Below are 17,316 nucleotides of genomic sequence, written 5' to 3' on the forward strand. Positions count from 1 at the left end.
AATTGATAATTATAATTTATATCAGTCTGCCATTAAAACGGATAATGCGATACAGTAGAATTTCGACTTTTCGCTCTCGCTCCTCGACATTACTACAACAGGTTTCGTTGTTCCTTGAATCAATCCTCCAAGTTCTCCTCCTCCAAACAACATCAATCCTTTGTAGAATGAATTACATGCTTCCAAAGATGGGAAAATCAAACAATCTGCTTCTCCATTAATTGGTGTTGGGATTCCCTTGATTTCCACCGATGCAGGATCGCAAGCAAGGAATACATCCAATGGTCCATCAACAATACAATCTTTAATCTGACCACGATCAGCCATTTTACAGATAATTGAATCATCCACTGACCCCTGGAAAGCAGGATTTGGTTTTTCAGTAGCTGAAATCAAAGCTACTTTTGGTTTCTCAATTCCGAATCGCTTCGCCATCTTTACCGAATAGTTCACCATTGCAATCTTCTGATTCAAATCAGGATAAGGTAAAACTGCTGTATCAGATACAAATAGAAGCTTGTCATACTTTGGTAAATCAAGAGCACAAACATAGCTCATCACGGCTTTTGGAGGCAATAAGCCCTTTTCTTTGTTTAAAACTGCTTTAAGGAATTTATCTGTTCCTACCAAACCTTTCATTACAACATCCGCCTCATCTTCTCGAGCCATACGTACAGCCTCTGTTGTTGCTTCAACATCATTTGGAATATGAACAATGGTAAAGATTTCTGGATTGATTCCTTCCGCTTCAGCCTTTGAACGAATTTCCTTCTCATCACCAATCATTACAGCTTCTACAAAACCTTCGTTAATGGCTTTTGCAATAGCTCCAATAGTGTTTGGATCCTGTGCGTAAGCAACAGCAATTTTCTTTTTCTTTCCGCTTTCGCGAAGATGGTCGACCATTTGGTCAAGGGAACGAATTGGGGACATATATTTTAAGTTTATATAATTAGAGACGTACGGTCGTACGTCTCTACATGAAATATATTATTTTGAAGCAACTAAAGCTGCTAAAGCAATCGAATATAATTTTGTAAGAACACTATCTCCACGAGATGAAAGAATAGCTGGACATTTTGCACCAACTACAAATGCACCAAGTTCAGCTTTAGCTAATTTGGTATTTGTTTTGTAGAAAACATTACCCGATTCGATATTTGGGAACACCAAACAGTCAGCATCACCAGCAACTTTCGATTCTAACTTCTTAATCTCTACTGATTCCTTATCGATAGCAACATCAATTGCCAAAGGTCCATCAACATAAGCATTTTTAATCTGACCTCGATCAGCCATTTTAGAGATAATTGTCGCATCAACACAAGCTTCCATTTTTGGTAAAACTTGCTCCGAAGCAGCAACCAATGCAACTTTTGGAGTATCGATACCTAAAGCTCTTGCTACATTGATTACGTAGTTTGTTAAAGCAACTTTTTGGTTTAGATCTGGCTGAGGAATAACAGCAACATCACTACACACCAATAGTTTGTGATAGTTTGGATTCTCCATTACTGTAACATGACTCAAAACAGCTTTTGGAGGCATCAATCCAGTTTCTTTGTTCAAGATTGCTTTCATGTACTTATCGGTACTTACCAATCCTTTCATAATCATATCACCTTCACCATTGCGAATCAACTCAACTGCTTTTTGAGCAGCTTTTATTTCAACTGGCTCATGCACTACAGTGAATTTAGTAACATCAATATTGTGCTCAGCACAAGTCTTCTTAATGGTTTCCTCATCACCTACTAATGTAGCATCAACAATGCCTTTCTCTACAGCATTGTTTACAGCTTCAATTGTATGAGCATCGTTAGCATAAGCAGCTACCAAACGCTTTTTCTCGTTACTTTTCAGAACGTCAATGATTTGCTCCAAACGTGTAATCATCTTCTTTATCTATTTTAGTGTTTGTTTTTCGGAATTAATCCCGTTTGATTTAGTTGTAAGGCAAAAATATGAAATAATTACGAATCATATCTAATACTACAAATAAAACTTACGATTAATTACAAATATTAGAATTATTCTAACAATGTGAAATTTCAATAACAGAAAGCAATGAGCAATTAGAAACGTTCAAATATTGAGCGCAACTGATAACTGATTTAGTCTTGCTTAAGCGGAATAGAAAAATAGAAGGATGTACCTTTTCCTTTGACACTGCTAACCCGAATTTGTCCACCATTCAATTCAACAAACTCCTTACTCAACATCAGTCCGAAACCAGTTCCTGTTTCATTGGCAGTTCCTTCGCTAGTAACCATTTTATCAATTTTAAACAGGTTTTTAACTTGCGTTTCTGTCATTCCGACACCTTCGTCCTTCACCTGAACAATGGCAAAATTTTCTTTCTTAATCGCTCTTAGTAAAATGTTTTGGTTGGCGTGAGAGAACTTAATTGCATTCGACATCAGGTTTCTGATAACAGTATCTACCATGGACTTGTCAGCATTTACTTGCAAGCTCTTAAAATCTCCCTCTACATGAATATCCTTTAGCGAAGCCTGACTCTTATGAAGCTCTAGGTTTGTTTGCAATACCTCGGCCAGATCGAACTCTACTCTATTAAGTTTGAACTTCCCTTTCTGAACATTTGCCCATTCCAATAAACTTTCCAAAAGCTTGAAGGTATCATCTGAACTTTTGTAGATCATCTCGGTAAGCTCTTTTTTCTCCTCTTCCGATAACATATCTTCATCGCGTATCAGCATTTTAGAAAATCCACGAATGGCATTAAATGGATTTCTTAAGTCATGACCTATAATTGACAAGAATCTATCTTTTGCCTTATTGGCCAATAGTAGACTCTGATTGGCATCTTGAAGCTGAACAGTACGTTCGGAAACTATTTTCTCCAACTCTATCATATGCTGCTGCGCTCTTCGTTTACTGTATTGACTTGACATATACACAATCAATAGAATTAGAACCAATTCGGTAAGAATGGTGTACCAACGTAAATACCAAACCTGGTTTACTCGCAGAGGAATAATCCTATTTTCGCTCCAGGAGTAGTTTCCTTCATGTTTACAGCGAATACAAATCTCATAACCACCAGGTTCTAAACCTGATACAATCACTTGATTTTTGTCAGATAGGGCTTTCCAATCCTTTATTTTATCTTTTCCTCTCATCACACAATATTGAAACTGATTTTGCTTTTGAGGATAGATAATAGCTGTTACATCCATTAATAACATTGAGCCTTTAGTTACTTCAAGAGAACTATTCGGTTGAATAAACCAAGACTCTTCCTTAGCGATATGCACAATTGGTTTGGGTGTATTGGGAATCGTATCTGTAATGTGTGCAAAAGCCAAACCATTGGACGTACCAACCCAAAGAAACCCCTTATCGTCGATTAATAGATTTCCAACAGTAAAAGTTTTTGATGGTAAACCTTGGTCAGGAGTAAATAAGGAGATCTCTTCTTTGCGTTTTCGAATTATTCCATGACTAGTAGTAAGCCATATTGCATTATACTGGTCGATTACCACTGCATTAATTTCGCTATTAGTATAATCACCAAGATTAACTTGATTAATATTAGAATCAAAATATTTAAATAGTCCTGAAGAACTACCGATGTATAATGTATCCTTCACCGACCACATGTCTCGAATCCAAAAATCCATGTTACCAACATCAGGAATATCGATGCTAATATTTTCAAACTTATCTTTATTCCGATTGTATCGATACAAATACGAATGTTGATATTCCCCTCCAACGAACAGCGTATTATTTTGATCTATAAAGATATCCTGAACAATTCTTCTTTCGTTAAAATCTTTAAAATAGCTTTTAATTGTACCTTCACTCAAGTTTACCTGGAACAACTCCTTGTCTGCCACAACCCAAACAATATCAGCATTGTCAAATTCGATTTCCGATATAGTTTGTGTACTAACTTGTATGGTTTTTAGTAATTCATTTCTTAAATACAATAAGAGTTGTCCTTGTTCTGTTCCTATTAAAGTATATTCCTCAAATTGCTGAAATACATTCAAAGATCCTTCAAACTCTATGTCGATCACATCAATATGTTGTTCATCGACAACTTTAAAGAAATGACTTCTTCCAGCACAAATCAATTGACCATCAGGTGACTTTCTTATGCTAGCTACATATTCTGAGTTGGCAGTGAGAAATTGAGAAGTAAAGAACTTCTTCTCCATAACAATTACCCCTGAATTTGTGGAAACCCATAACTTACCAAAATGATCTTTGTATAAGTCATTTACAGTAAAATATGGAAATCCTCCAACAGGATAAAATTTGTGTTCATCATTCAATTCAATTTCAACCAAGCCCTGAAACCATGTTCCTGCAATTACCCTATTTTTATTAATCTGTTCAAAGCAAGAAGCAATTATATCCTTCGATATAGTCTCGGTATGAACTACTCTGCCTTTAAAATCGAAAATGATTTTTATGATTCCCAATGATGTACCCAATAAAAATTCATTGGAACCAATCTTAAAGGAAGAATGAACCAAAAAACCAGGCTGATATGCTGATTTATCAAATGAATTGCTTTTCTGATTAAAATTGTAAAACCATCCCTTTTGAGAGACAACGATAAGATTGCCATTATCACACTCCAAAAACTGAAAAGATCTGGCATAAGAACTCGTTAAGTTTTTTTCATCCATATGATACTTCTCAACCGTGCCATTATTTAACCTATACAAATGATTGTAATCTGAAATCCAAACCTGTTGCTTCTTATCCTCAAAAACATGCTTGGGGTATTTTGGAGATACAGGATCCAAGTTACATTCGAGTATCAATTCCAAACCATTGGATTCAAAAGAAGGTGTGATCTTGTAAATTGCATCATCAGATAATGCTAATAAGTTGCCACTCTGAAGCTTAATTAACTCTTTAAAATAGTTTGATTTACCATCAGGTACTTCGTATAAATAAAAGTTGTCATTAATCAAAGAATATACGCCAGCATCTGTGGCAAAATAATAGATCCCCAATGAATCTTGAACTGTATATTTAACAAGCTCTTCGTTTAATTTATTCTGCTTATTGTATTCATGGAATCGAAAATCAGTTCTTTGAGCAAAAACCTCACAGAACACCATCATCAATAGTGCTGTAATCAAAAGTTTATAAAAAGGTAGCAGCTTGGTCATATAGTCATTTTTAAAGAATCCCAGCCAATTAAGTGTGTCATCAATGCACTAAACGGCAATCCTTCTGATTTGTTACAATAAAATACGGCAAAATCGACTATTCATCAAATTAAATATCAACTTCACACGTGATTAAAAGCAATTAATCATGAATCGAACACTTCATCTCATACTTTTTGATTTTCAAAAACAATTGATAGGATGAAACTTACTACAAAAAACTTCTCTAAGCTCTGTAAATACTATGCTTTTCAAAGAATGGTATAAAAAAAGCCTGGCTATTCACCAGGCTTCCAAAATATATCTTAAGGATATCTTATTTCAATCCGTTCAAGATTCTCTGAGTATCAGATGCAATTACCAACTCCTCGTTAGTAGTTATCACCATAGCAGCTACTTTTGATCCTTCTTTAGAAATCACAGCATCTTTACCTCTTAAACCGTCATTCTTTTCAGCATCGAAATCAAGTCCTAAATAACCGAAATCTTTAATGATTTTCTCACGAGAAACAGAATCGTTTTCACCAATACCACCAGTGAAAAGAACCAAATCAACACCACCCATTGATGCAGAATAAGAACCTACAAATCTCTTCACACGATATGCGAACATATCTAAAGCCAATTGAGCTCTTTCGTTTCCACCTTCAGCAGCAATTTCAAGGTCTCTCATATCAGATGAAATTCCTGAAACACCAGCCAAACCTGACTGTTTGTTAATTAACTTATTCGTTTCTTCGATAGAAAGATTTTTCTTCTCTGCAATATAAAGTAGTGCACCCAAATCAAGGTTACCTGTACGAGTACCCATCAATAAACCTTCATTTGGAGTGAATCCCATTGAAGTTTCAATAGATTTACCACCATCAATTGCACATACAGAAGCACCGTTACCTAAGTGACAACTAACAATCTTCTTGTCTTCAATGTTCCACCCTAAGATATCACAAGCTTTGCTTGCAACATACTTGTGACTTGTTCCGTGGAAACCATACTTACGAACTCTGTACTTGTCGTAGCACTCGTATGGCAATCCATACATAAATGCTTCAGCAGGAAGAGTTTGGTGGAATGATGTATCGAATACAGCAACCTGTGGTAAACCTGGAAGTAATTTTTCCATTGAAAGAATTCCTTCAAGGTTAGCTGGATTGTGAAGTGGAGCCAATTCACAACAAGCTGCTATGTTTTCTTTAGCTTTTTCGTCGATTAATGCACTGTCTTTAAAGAACTCACCACCATGAGCAACACGGTGACCCGCTGCGTTAATTTCTTTCAAATCAGAAATCACACCATGCTCTGGACTTACCAACGCCTTCAATACCAAATCAATACCTACGCTATGATTTGGAATATCCTGTACCAACTCAAATTTATCTTTTCCTTCTGGCTTGTGAGTTAATACTCCCTCTTTTAAACCAATTCTCTCTACAAGACCTTTAGCTAACAATGTAGCCTCATCACCCATGTGAAGCAATTGATATTTCAAAGAAGAACTACCGCAATTAAAAACTAAAACGTTCATTAGATTTTTTTGTTTATTTGTTAAGTTTGGATTTTACTACTTAATATTCATTTACATTCCTGCTGCCTGGTTTGCAGTAATCGCAACAAGATTTACGATATCGCTTACCGAACAACCTCTTGATAGGTCATTAATCGGAGCTGCCATACCTTGAAGAACAGGACCAACTGCTTCAGCACCTGCTAAACGTTGTACCAATTTGTATCCAATATTTCCTACTTCCAAAGTTGGGAATACCAATACGTTTGCCTTACCAGCAACCTTGCTACCCGGAGCTTTTTTCGCACCAATAGCTTCTACGATTGCAGCATCAGCTTGCATTTCACCATCAATTTGGAATTCCGGAGCCATTTCTTTAGCCAATCGAGTTGCTTCTGCAACTTTATCAACCATTTCGTGTTTTGCTGATCCCATAGTTGAGAAGCTCAACATTGCAACACGAGGTTCCATTTCAGCAATTGCTTTTGTAGTTTTAGCTGTTGCAACTGCAATTTCCGCCAATTCGCTAGCTGTTGGGTTCGGATGAACAGCACAATCAGCAAATACCATCATACCATCATCTCCGTAGTTCTTGTCTTTCAAAATCATAATGAAAGCACCAGAAACAACCGAAATACCTGGCATAGTTTTAACAATCTGGAATGCTGGACGCAATACATCTCCTGTTGCATTTAATGCTCCTGCAACTTCTCCATCAGCATCACCAGCCTTTATCATTAAAGTAGCCAAATAAAGAGGATCTTGAACCAATTCCATAGCTTGTTCCATGGTCATCCCCTTTTTCTTTCTTAATTCAACCAAAATTTCAGCATAAGCTTCCATTTTGTCATGACTTTTAGGATCAACGATAATTGCCTTATCGATGTTTTTCAATCCCAAACGATCAGCTTCTCCTTTGATTTCTTCAGGAGCACCAATCAAAATAATTTGTGCGATACCTTCCTCCAATAAGATATCTGTTGCTTGCAAAGTTCTCTCCTCAGTTCCTTCCGGAAGAACAATTCTCTTGTTGTGTAGTTTGGCGTTTTCTTTAATCTTTTGCAATAAGTCCATTGTAGATCAATATATTAATCAGTTTTGTAATCTCGACATTGCAAATTTAGGAATAAAAAGTAAACTGTAGATTTCTAAATTCATAATTTTTGTCAGTTTTGGCTTCATTTTTTTAATAAATAATCATTCTTGATAAGGCGCGGTTCAAAAATAAAAATGTAACTTCAATTTTTGAGAATCACACAGGCACTAGAATTGCTTAAAACTGGCTTATTTACTATGAACACCGATAATTATTCGAATCGATTTATCCAATTACAAAAACAAATTTCAGGAGAGGTTTTTACCGATAATACAACACGAATTTTATATGCTACAGATGCATCGGCATATAAAGTAATGCCTTTGGCAGTTGTTTACCCGAAAAATGAAGAGGATATCAAAACATTGGTTCAATTCGCCAATCAGGAATCATTATCATTAATCCCCAGAGCAGCTGGAACATCCCTAGCCGGGCAAGTTGTTGGAAATGGAATTGTGGTAGATATATCAAAACATCTTACGAAAATATTAGAGCTAAATACCGAAGAAAAGTGGGTAAAAGTTCAACCAGGCGTCATTCTAGATGAACTGAATCTGTATTTAAAAGATTACAATTTGTTTTTTGGTCCGGAAACTTCTACCTCAGGTCGATGCATGATGGGCGGTATGCTTGGAAACAACTCATGTGGTTCCCACTCTATTATATATGGAAGCACTCGAGACCATACCCTGGAAGTAAGTGCCATTTTAAGTGATGGAAGCAAAGCTGTATTTGGAGATCTGAACAAAAATGAATTTGAGCAAAAGTGTGCAGGCTCCAATTTAGAGTCTAAACTATATAATAATATACACTCCATCCTATCTGATCAGGAAAATCAGAAAGGTATTCGACAAGAATATCCCGATATAAATATTAAAAGGCGTAACACTGGTTATGCAATTGACCTTTTGCTTGAGTCTAATTTGTATACGAAGGGCGGCGACCAATTTAATTTTAGTAAACTGCTAGCCGGTTCAGAAGGAACTTTGGCTTTTACGACTGAAATAAAGCTGAACCTCGTTCCAGCTCCTCCAAAAGAAAAAGCTTTAATATGTGCTCACTTCGAAAGACTTGAAGAAGCAATTCAAGGTAATCTTATTGCCCTAAAATACAAACCTGGTGCCGTAGAACTTATGGATGATCAAATCCTTAAACTTACAGAAGGAAACATTCTACAGGCAAAAAACAGATTTTTCCTAAAAGGAAATCCCGGAGCTTTACTGATTATAGAATTCGCACGAGAAACAACAGCTGAAATCGAAGAGATTGCCAACAAAATGGAAGATGAATTCAAAGCCAGCTCGTTAGGATATCATTTCCCTATGGTTACAGGAACCGAGAACATTGCAAGAGTTTGGGATTTGCGAAAATCTGCATTGGGAGTACTTTCCAATATGCCAGGTGATGCCAAACCGGTTTCCTTGATTGAGGACACATCGGTAATGCCAGAGGTTTTGTATGATTACATTGCAGAATTTAAGGAGCTGATGAAAAAACACGATATCAGCTGTGTATTTCATGCTCATATTGGTAGTGGAGAAATTCACTTACGACCGGTATTAAACCTAAAAGATCAAGGCGATCAGGAAAAGTTCCATGCCATTGGCCTGGATTCTGCCAAACTTGTGAAGAAATACAAAGGATCCTTAAGTGGAGAACATGGCGATGGACGTTTGCGAGGAGAGTTTATTCCTATAATGATTGGCGAAAAGAATTATGAACTTCTTCGGGATATCAAAAATGCCTGGGACCCCAATCACATTTTCAATCCTGGAAAGATTGTTGATACACCAAAAATGAATACGCATTTGCGCTATGAACCCAATCAGGAAACCAAAGAAATAAATACCTATTTTGATTTCTCGTCCGATATGGGAATTGTTCGTGCAACAGAGCGCTGTAATGGTTCTGGAGATTGCAGAAACACTCATTTAACGGGAAAAGCTTTGTGTCCAAGTTACCAGGCCAGTTTGGATGAAAAGCTAAGCACCCGAGCCAGGGCAAACCTTTTTAGAGAATTCATTAGCAATTCTGAACAAAAGAATCCATTCGACCATAAAGAATTGTACGACATTTTAGATTTGTGTCTTTCGTGCAAAGCTTGTAAATCGGAATGTCCGTCGAATGTTGACATGGCCAAGCTGAAAGCCGAGTTTTTGCAACAGTATTACGATTCGAATCCTGTTCCCTTAAGAAGCAAACTCATTGCAAATATCAGCAGAATAAATAAATTGGGTAGCCATGCTCCTTCCCTTTTCAATTTTGTGAATCAGCATCCAATAATCGGAAAGTTGGTAAAACGAAATTTGGGATTTGCAGAAGAGAGAAGCATACCGAAGCTGCATCATACAACACTCAAAAAATGGCATTCCAATAATGGAAATATTGAATCAAATAGAAAGGTTTATCTGTTTGCCGATGAATTTACCGAGTACAATGACACCCCAATTGGGATCAAAACCATTGAGTTGCTTCAAAAACTTGGATATGATGTAATTATACCTAAACATGAGGAAAGTGGGAGAACTTATCTTTCTAAAGGATTGGTGAAAAAAGCCAAATTCCTTGCCATTAAAAATGTAAACCTCTTGCAAGATATCATTAGCGAAGAAACTCCTCTAATTGGGATAGAACCATCAGCTATTCTTACATTCAGAGATGAATATATCGATTTGGTTCCTGAAAACATGCGTGAATCGGCAAAACAATTGGCGAATCATGTATTCATGATTGAAGAATTTCTGTACAATGAAATGCAGAAAGGAAACATTAGTCCAAATCAATTTACCACAGAAGCAAAAGAAATTAAATTCCATGCTCATTGCTATCAAAAATCATTGGCCTCTTCCCTTCCAATTAAAGAGATATTGAGTTTCCCTGTAAACTACTCTGCCATTGAAATAAAATCAGGTTGTTGTGGTATGGCTGGCTCTTTTGGTTACGAAAAAGAGCATTACAATTTAAGCAAAAAGGTAGGCGAGTTAATTTTACTCCCGGAAGTTCGAAGAACACCACAGTCTGTTTTAATTGCAGCTTCAGGAACTTCTTGTCGTCATCAGATTAAAGATGAAACTGAGCGGGAAGCACAACATCCGGTTGAGATTTTATGGGAGGCTTCGAAAAAATAAGTACTTATTTACCTGTTACGATTTAACAACAAAAAATAATCTGTTTATCGGAATATTAACATACTTTATCCGATTTATCTTGTAGTTTTATGCTTCTGAAGGTTTCTTTAATCTTGAAATCTTTAAAACAATAAACTATGAGGCAAATATTAGTAGCTATATTTTTATTAAGCAACTTGGCTCCAGTTTTACTATTTGGGCAATCAAATAAAATTCACCCAAATATGGAACATACCTATTGGAATTTTATACGTGCTAAAATTTTACCACCTAATGCCAAAGCTTATCGATTCGAAAAAGATATTCGCGTTCATCTTAAAGGAGGTTTTAACAAACAAGATTCTGTTTGTATTCAACAATTAATCGAAAAAGTAAAACCTCTTATCAATAATGTAAACATTGAACTCAATGATTCTCTTCCTAATATTACTTTATGGATAAGAAATGGGACGGGAGCTAGAGAAATCCATAATTTTTATGGTCTAAAAAAGTATGGAACCATTACATCTCAAGAGCATCAATTCTCATTTGATGATATGGAGCAAACTTTACGAAAACCATATTTAGAATATTATTTGATTAGTAGTTTAACTGCAAAGCAACACAATCCTACTGGAGATACAGGCATTGCGCAAAGTATTTTTCATGAAGATGATCCCATCAAAACTAATTTTACCGAAGTAGATCAATTTTTGATACAGAAACTATATTCAAAAGATTTTTACAGTCAATTTAAATCCAATTTTAATGGTTCGCTTATTGATTATTATTATTATCGGTTTGGAGATAGAATTCAATTTACCAGTGAGGCAATCGCAATTATACTAGCATTTGTTTCTCTGCTCTTACTGCTAAAATTCCATTTAATTAAAACCGAATCGAAAAACTGGAAAGAATTTGTAAAACAAGGCTTTCTGATCATCAATTGTATACTTTTCTTTTACCTGCTTTCACAACGATTTACTGAATATAAATTCATTGTCTGGCCAGATATTCTAAAAATCGTTTTGCTAACGCAAGTATTGTTATTTTTTGAATTATTATTCATTTATCTAATCGAGAAAAGATTCAAAGTTCAAAAGATTTCAACCAAGCTCATCAAACAATCGGTAACAACATCCGTTTTTACCTATTTATTCTTTATTGGATATTCTTATATTTTGCCTTTAAGTTTATCGTATAAAGTTTATTGGAATTGGGAATTGAGCTTTGAGCAAATGACAATTGTAATCATGGTAGTTTGCTTTAGGCTGATTTTTAACTTCACCAATTTTCAAAACATACAAGAAATCAGACTTCGCGATATGGAGTTGTCAAAGTTGAAGCTATTAAAAACCAAGGCTGAACTTCAATCATTACATTCAAGAATTAATCCGCATTTCTTATACAATTCATTAAACTCGATTGCAACACTTGCCCATATCAGCCCAGAAAAAACTGAAGATATGGCTCTTGAACTATCTGATTTTTTCAGATATGCAATAAACCACAACAATCAGGATATGATTGAAATAAAAAAGGAGGTTGAAATCACTAGAACTTATTTGCAAATAGAGAAAGTTCGTTTTGGTGAAAAATTAGATTTTCAGATTGATATAGATGAAGAAATTGAAACCAGTTTGGTTCCACGCTTCTTAATACAACCACTTATTGAGAACTCCATAAAACACGGTATTTCGAAGATTCAGGATACAGGTAAAATTAAATTAGAAATCAAAAAGAAAGCTGATGAATTGACAATTATAATTCATGATAATGGTCCGGATTTCCCTGACACTCCAATTTCTGGTTATGGCCTAAGAAGTCTGTATGAGAAATTAGATATTATTTATGAAAAATCAGCAAGAATCACATGGCAGAACCAGCCCAACAAACACATTTGCATAAGCCTGCCACTTTCACAAAAACCTTTACCGCATGAAAACTAAATACAAATCAATTGTGATTGATGACGAACAACTGGCAAGACGGCGTTTGATCAACTTATTAGCTCCACATAATGACAGAGTTGAAATTATTGGAGAGGCAGGCAATGGCAAGCAGGCAATTGAAATGATTAATCAATTGAAACCTGATTTAATTTTCTTAGATATTCAAATGCCAGAAAAATCAGGTTTTGATATACTAAAGGAACTGCATCATCAACCTCTTGTAATTTTTTGTACTGCACACGATGAATATGCTCTTTTGGCTTTCGAAACTGCAAGCATTGACTACCTTTTAAAGCCAATCAAAAAAGAGCGTTTGGAAAAAACCATTGCAAAACTAGGGCTCATCGAAAGGGAAAATAATCTAAGTAAACTGGAAGAAATTCTTGCAAAACAGTTCAGTACAATTACAAAAAAAGAGTTGAGCTCAATACCAGTAAAACTAGGAGATCGAGTAGCCTTTGTCGCCATAGAAGACATCACTCATTTTAAAGCTGAAGATAAATACGTAAGCATCAATAATAATGAAGGAAAAGAATTCATTATTGATCATAGCTTGAACTACCTTGAACAAAAGTTAGATGAAAACTTTTTACGTGTTCATAGATCCTGTATCGTAAATACCATGTATATAAAAGAAATAAAACGATACCTGGGAGGGCGGTACATTCTTCAACTTAATGATGTAAGGCAAACCAAAATCTCAAGTGGAAAGAATTATCACGATAAAATTAAGAGTTTAATGAATTTCTAATTTACTCACCTCATCTAAAGCAATTAAACACATATGAAACAATTCATAATAACAATCTCCCTTCTTCTCGGGTTCATTTATAGTAACGCACAGGATAAAAAACAATTGTCCGATTTTGATTTCATTATCAACAAAATTAAGAATGACTACCCCGGATATTCTGATAAAGTAAATGATGAGAATATTCAAGAATTAAAAAAACTGGAAAAGAAAACAAGAAAAATGATGATCCAATATCCTGATTCTTGTTATAAATATTTAAAAGATTATACAGCTTGGTTTAAAGATCATCATTTACGAGTATCGAAAATTCGAAAGTCCAGTAAAAGAGAATCTCATGAGAGAAAATATTCAAATTTTAATTTGGATTCATTGCAGAAAACATCCCAAACAATTGAAGGCATTTGGATTGGATACCGAGGAAGTTTTGCCGTAAAAAAAGAGCTTCATAAATACATTGCCATTTCAATAGATCTGCGTGGTTATGAGAAAAATCAAATCATATTTGAGGCTATTGAAAAAAAGAACAACGAATTTGATTTAATCACATACCGAAATAACAGAGGCTTTAAACCTCGCCAGGAGGAAGCATCCTTATTATTAAACAATTCGGTTCTTGAAATTCACAATGATACCAGGTTCGTTAGAAAAACTGCAAATAAGAAAGCCGATATGGCATTTTTGCTATCATACATTCCAATACACCCAAATGGTTTAAATACCTATCCTGTAGCTCTGAGTCTTAACGATAGTACTTTTTATTTGAGAGTCCCTGGTTTTTCTACAAATACTGCCAATGATTTAGTAGAGAAACATTGGAATGAGATTACTACCAGGCCAAATTTAATCGTAGATATTAGAAACAATGGTGGAGGCCAAGACAATTATTATAGAAAATTAGCAGAATTGATTTACACCAATCCATATGAAAGTAAAGGTGTTGAATGGTATTCCACAAAAGGAATTATTGAAGATTGGGAAGACGCAATAAAGAAAGGTCATATAAAAAAAGGCGGTGAGGAATGGGCTAATGTTCTGCTAAAAAAAATGAAAGAAAAGGTTGGTGGATTTGTAATCCATCCTTTTCACGAAGGTGACACAAAAATTGAACGTGATACGGTTTATAGTTATCCTAAAAATGTAGGCATAATAATAAATAGCGGAAATGCATCTTCCGCCGAGCAATTTCTTTTAACTGCCAAGAACAGTTCAAAAGTCATTTTGTTTGGAAATGAAAATACAGCTGGAGTTTTAGATTATTCCAATATAACACCCAAAGAATTACCCTCAGGAAAATACAAACTATGGTTGCCAGCTACACGTTCAAGAAGGTTACCTGATCATCCAATTGATAATATTGGAATTGCACCAGATATTCATATCCCATTGGAACCAACATTACAATTATTTGACAGACTTGATGATTGGGTATATTTTGTAAAGAATTATTTAGAATATAAAGAATAAAAGTTGATGATATTTTACAATACCCTGTATAAGTCGATAACATGCCCCTGTAAAGGTAGTTCCCTTGACCATGTATAGGTAATTACATTGTCTATGTAAAGGTAGTTGCTTTATATACTGAAAATTTTAAAGCAATTTCATTAGATCTGAAGTTTGAATTACCATTGCAAACTCCTCATGCAAACTGGCCAATGCAGTATCATGAATCAGCTGAGCAGGATATTTTTCTCCATTCACTCCTATTTTATCGAAGGTGGCAAGCGCATCTTCGATTAAATAGGTTTCGAAACCAAAGTTCCCCGCCATTCTGCTTGTGGTAGAAATACAATGGTCGGTAGTTAAACCAACAATCACCAATTTTGAGATCCCTTTTTCATAGAGTTGCTTTTTCAAATCAGTGCCAATAAAGGCAGAATTTACACTCTTCTGAATGATGGGTTCACTTTTAATTGGTTTTGTTAAATCCATGAACTCGTTGCCAGGCATATTGGGTTCCAAAGGTGAGCCCTTAGTAGTAGAACAGTGCTGAACATGATATAAAGGCAAGCCTTTATCGCGCCAGACTTTTAAAATTTTTGAGGCTTTCAGTTCTGCATCCGGATTGTTTCTTCCTCCACCCCAATACTCAATATCTTCAAATCCTTTTTGAAGATCGATTAATAGCAATGCTGTTTTATGGTCTATTTTCATCTTTTAATATCTTTTCTACTATAACGAATCAAGGGTTAAAAACACCTAAAGTTGAGAAAAAACTTTTGCATTACCAGTTCCTTTAACAAGTCAAAGGGTGACTCATAATATTTTTGAGAATTAGTTACCCTTTGACTGAAAGTTCATAAGGTTCTTCGAAAACAGCCAATTCATGCCTACAGGCTTCAACAAAAGCTTCTTTCACTTGTTTTTTACATTCCGATTCAACAGAATTACACTCAACAATTTCAATAAATTTTTGAGTGTAATGTTGATACTCATCACCAGCATAGGTATCGATAAATTTCTGGTACGGATTGTAGCTAACATTCCTTTGAATAATGACATCTGCAACAGCGCCATAAATCCAAAAACAAGGCAATAATGCAGCATAAGCTACTTCCAGAGGTGAGTTTTTTGCATGATTCAGTAAGAAGTTAGAATAATCGGCGAAAGCCTTAGATTGAACTCTTGCCTCTTGTAAGTTAAAGTGCCATAGATATTCATCTCTCAACACAAACTCAACTTCTAAACCATCCTTTTCCAGACTTTTAAAGAAGTCTTTATCCTCTTCATTCCTACTTCTTTCAGCTACCTTTCCAAGTGCTTCAGCATCCTTTTTCAAATAAAGAATATCTTGAGTTAAGTAATGCGAAAAACTCTTCTTGCTTAAAGTTCCTGCCGCCAATTCGGTAACAAAGCGACAGGAAATTAATTTTTGATATATGGGGAAAGCAGCTTCCCAAAGTTCTTTTGTAAAAGTTCCTACTGCTTGCATGTTTCCAAAAGCTGATAAAAATGATTTACAGGACCGTGTCCTTCTCCTATCTCGTAATCTGCTCCAGCAACAATTGCATTATTAATGTAATCCTTGGCCTTTTTTGCAGATTGCTGAAGATCATTTCCCTGCGATAGGAAAGCAGCAAATGCCGATGACATGGTGCATCCTGTGCCATGGGTGTTTTTCGTTGTTAATCGATTCGATTTCATCTCTACGCTCTCCTGCTTTTCAAAATCGTAAAACACATCAATCAACTCATCTTCATTCAAATGCCCAGCTTTTAGCAATACCGAAACCTTATAGTGATTTGCCAATTCAGCAGCACACTCAAACACATCTTCCTGTGTTGGGATTTGTCTGCCCAACAGAATTTCTGCTTCAGGAATATTAGGAGTAATTACCTTCACCATAGGTATCAACACCTCTTTTAGTGTTGTAATGGCCTCGTCCAACAACAACTTATCTCCTGAGGTTGCCACCATTACTGGGTCGAGAACCACATTTTTAATTTGATATTTATTCAAAGCATCAGCCACCACATGAATGGTTTCCGATGAATGCAACATTCCAATTTTAATGGCATCAGCACCAATATCACTCAAAACCGCATCTATTTGCTCTGCTAATATCTGATTGGGAACAGCATGCACATTACTTACCCCTATTGTATTTTGTACCGTGATTGCAGTGATAGCCGTAGCGGCATATGAGCCACATGCCGAAATGGCTTTAATATCAGCCTGTATTCCTGCTCCTCCGCCAGAATCGCTTCCGGCAATACTTAAAACTTTATTGTATTTCATTAAATTTAC

The 17,316-nt window shown here is 35.5% G+C and carries 12 protein-coding genes; 4 read left to right on the plus strand and 8 right to left on the minus strand.

From position 1 onward, the window contains the following. Positions 1-21: 21 nt before the first annotated feature. The 5 genes from BXY64_RS10065 to pta form a co-directional block, all read right to left on the minus strand. Positions 22-933, minus strand: a complete 912-nt coding sequence (locus tag BXY64_RS10065) for a phosphate acyltransferase (RefSeq protein WP_120239848.1) — start codon at positions 931-933, stop codon at positions 22-24. A 57-nt stretch (positions 934-990) separates the two neighbouring features. Further along, positions 991-1,896, minus strand: a complete 906-nt coding sequence (locus BXY64_RS10070) for a bifunctional enoyl-CoA hydratase/phosphate acetyltransferase (RefSeq protein WP_110360079.1) — start codon at positions 1,894-1,896, stop codon at positions 991-993. A 218-nt stretch (positions 1,897-2,114) separates the two neighbouring features. Next, positions 2,115-5,156, minus strand: a complete 3,042-nt coding sequence (locus tag BXY64_RS10075; RefSeq protein ID WP_120239849.1) for a sensor histidine kinase — start codon at positions 5,154-5,156, stop codon at positions 2,115-2,117. Between the two features lie 316 nt (positions 5,157-5,472). Continuing rightward, the gene (locus BXY64_RS10080) at positions 5,473-6,681 is read right to left on the minus strand and encodes an acetate/propionate family kinase (RefSeq protein WP_120239850.1); all 1,209 of its coding nucleotides are present in this window, start codon (positions 6,679-6,681) and stop codon (positions 5,473-5,475) included. Between the two features lie 51 nt (positions 6,682-6,732). Then, complete coding sequence (gene pta / locus BXY64_RS10085) at positions 6,733-7,734, minus strand: phosphate acetyltransferase (RefSeq protein ID WP_120239851.1); 1,002 nt, start codon at positions 7,732-7,734, stop codon at positions 6,733-6,735. Positions 7,735-7,953: 219 nt separating this feature from the next. On the opposite strand from pta, the gene BXY64_RS10090 reads away from it, so the two are divergent. From BXY64_RS10090 to BXY64_RS10105, 4 genes are all read left to right on the plus strand, one after another. Next, positions 7,954-10,884, plus strand: coding sequence for an FAD-binding and (Fe-S)-binding domain-containing protein (locus BXY64_RS10090; protein WP_120239852.1), 2,931 nt, complete (start codon positions 7,954-7,956; stop codon positions 10,882-10,884). Positions 10,885-11,021: 137 nt separating this feature from the next. Further along, positions 11,022-12,812 carry a sensor histidine kinase gene (locus BXY64_RS10095; RefSeq protein WP_120239853.1) on the plus strand — a complete coding sequence of 597 codons (1,791 nt, stop codon included), beginning with the start codon at positions 11,022-11,024 and terminating at the stop codon, positions 12,810-12,812. Next, positions 12,802-13,566 (plus strand): LytR/AlgR family response regulator transcription factor, encoded by a 765-nt coding sequence (locus BXY64_RS10100; RefSeq protein WP_120239854.1) that lies wholly within the window; start codon positions 12,802-12,804, stop codon positions 13,564-13,566. The genes BXY64_RS10095 and BXY64_RS10100 overlap by 11 nt, the downstream gene beginning before the upstream one ends. A 33-nt stretch (positions 13,567-13,599) precedes the next feature. Beyond that, entirely contained in the window at positions 13,600-15,033 is a 1,434-nt protein-coding gene (locus tag BXY64_RS10105; RefSeq protein WP_120239855.1) for a S41 family peptidase, read from the plus strand. A gap of 126 nt (positions 15,034-15,159) precedes the next feature. Here the strand turns inward: BXY64_RS10105 and BXY64_RS10110 are convergent, their stop codons facing one another. From BXY64_RS10110 to thiD, 3 genes are all read right to left on the minus strand, one after another. Then, on the minus strand, positions 15,160-15,723 hold the full coding sequence (locus BXY64_RS10110; protein ID WP_120239856.1) for a cysteine hydrolase family protein: 564 nt from the start codon (positions 15,721-15,723) through the stop codon (positions 15,160-15,162). Between the two features lie 124 nt (positions 15,724-15,847). After that, positions 15,848-16,501 (minus strand): TenA family protein, encoded by a 654-nt coding sequence (locus BXY64_RS10115; RefSeq protein ID WP_120239857.1) that lies wholly within the window; start codon positions 16,499-16,501, stop codon positions 15,848-15,850. Next, complete coding sequence (gene thiD, locus BXY64_RS10120; protein WP_120239858.1) at positions 16,489-17,307, minus strand: bifunctional hydroxymethylpyrimidine kinase/phosphomethylpyrimidine kinase; 819 nt, start codon at positions 17,305-17,307, stop codon at positions 16,489-16,491. The genes BXY64_RS10115 and thiD overlap by 13 nt, the downstream gene beginning before the upstream one ends. Between the last annotated feature and the right edge of the window lie 9 nt (positions 17,308-17,316).

It is taken from the genome of Marinifilum flexuosum, assembly GCF_003610555.1.
Classification (GTDB): Bacteria; Bacteroidota; Bacteroidia; order Bacteroidales; family Marinifilaceae; genus Marinifilum; species Marinifilum flexuosum.

What these genes read in the sequence shown, in the direction of transcription:
- BXY64_RS10090 (WP_120239852.1), top strand. Translation starts at nt 7,954, where the DNA reads ATGAACACCGATAATTATTCGAATCGATTTATCCAATTACAAAAACAA.
- BXY64_RS10115 (WP_120239857.1), bottom strand. Translation starts at nt 16,501, where the DNA reads ATGCAAGCAGTAGGAACTTTTACAAAAGAACTTTGGGAAGCTGCTTTC.
- BXY64_RS10105 (WP_120239855.1), top strand. Translation starts at nt 13,600, where the DNA reads ATGAAACAATTCATAATAACAATCTCCCTTCTTCTCGGGTTCATTTAT.
- BXY64_RS10075 (WP_120239849.1), bottom strand. Translation starts at nt 5,156, where the DNA reads ATGACCAAGCTGCTACCTTTTTATAAACTTTTGATTACAGCACTATTG.
- thiD (WP_120239858.1), bottom strand. Translation starts at nt 17,307, where the DNA reads ATGAAATACAATAAAGTTTTAAGTATTGCCGGAAGCGATTCTGGCGGA.
- BXY64_RS10095 (WP_120239853.1), top strand. Translation starts at nt 11,022, where the DNA reads ATGAGGCAAATATTAGTAGCTATATTTTTATTAAGCAACTTGGCTCCA.
- pta (WP_120239851.1), bottom strand. Translation starts at nt 7,734, where the DNA reads ATGGACTTATTGCAAAAGATTAAAGAAAACGCCAAACTACACAACAAG.
- BXY64_RS10110 (WP_120239856.1), bottom strand. Translation starts at nt 15,723, where the DNA reads ATGAAAATAGACCATAAAACAGCATTGCTATTAATCGATCTTCAAAAA.
- BXY64_RS10080 (WP_120239850.1), bottom strand. Translation starts at nt 6,681, where the DNA reads ATGAACGTTTTAGTTTTTAATTGCGGTAGTTCTTCTTTGAAATATCAA.
- BXY64_RS10100 (WP_120239854.1), top strand. Translation starts at nt 12,802, where the DNA reads ATGAAAACTAAATACAAATCAATTGTGATTGATGACGAACAACTGGCA.
- BXY64_RS10065 (WP_120239848.1), bottom strand. Translation starts at nt 933, where the DNA reads ATGTCCCCAATTCGTTCCCTTGACCAAATGGTCGACCATCTTCGCGAA.
- BXY64_RS10070 (WP_110360079.1), bottom strand. Translation starts at nt 1,896, where the DNA reads ATGATTACACGTTTGGAGCAAATCATTGACGTTCTGAAAAGTAACGAG.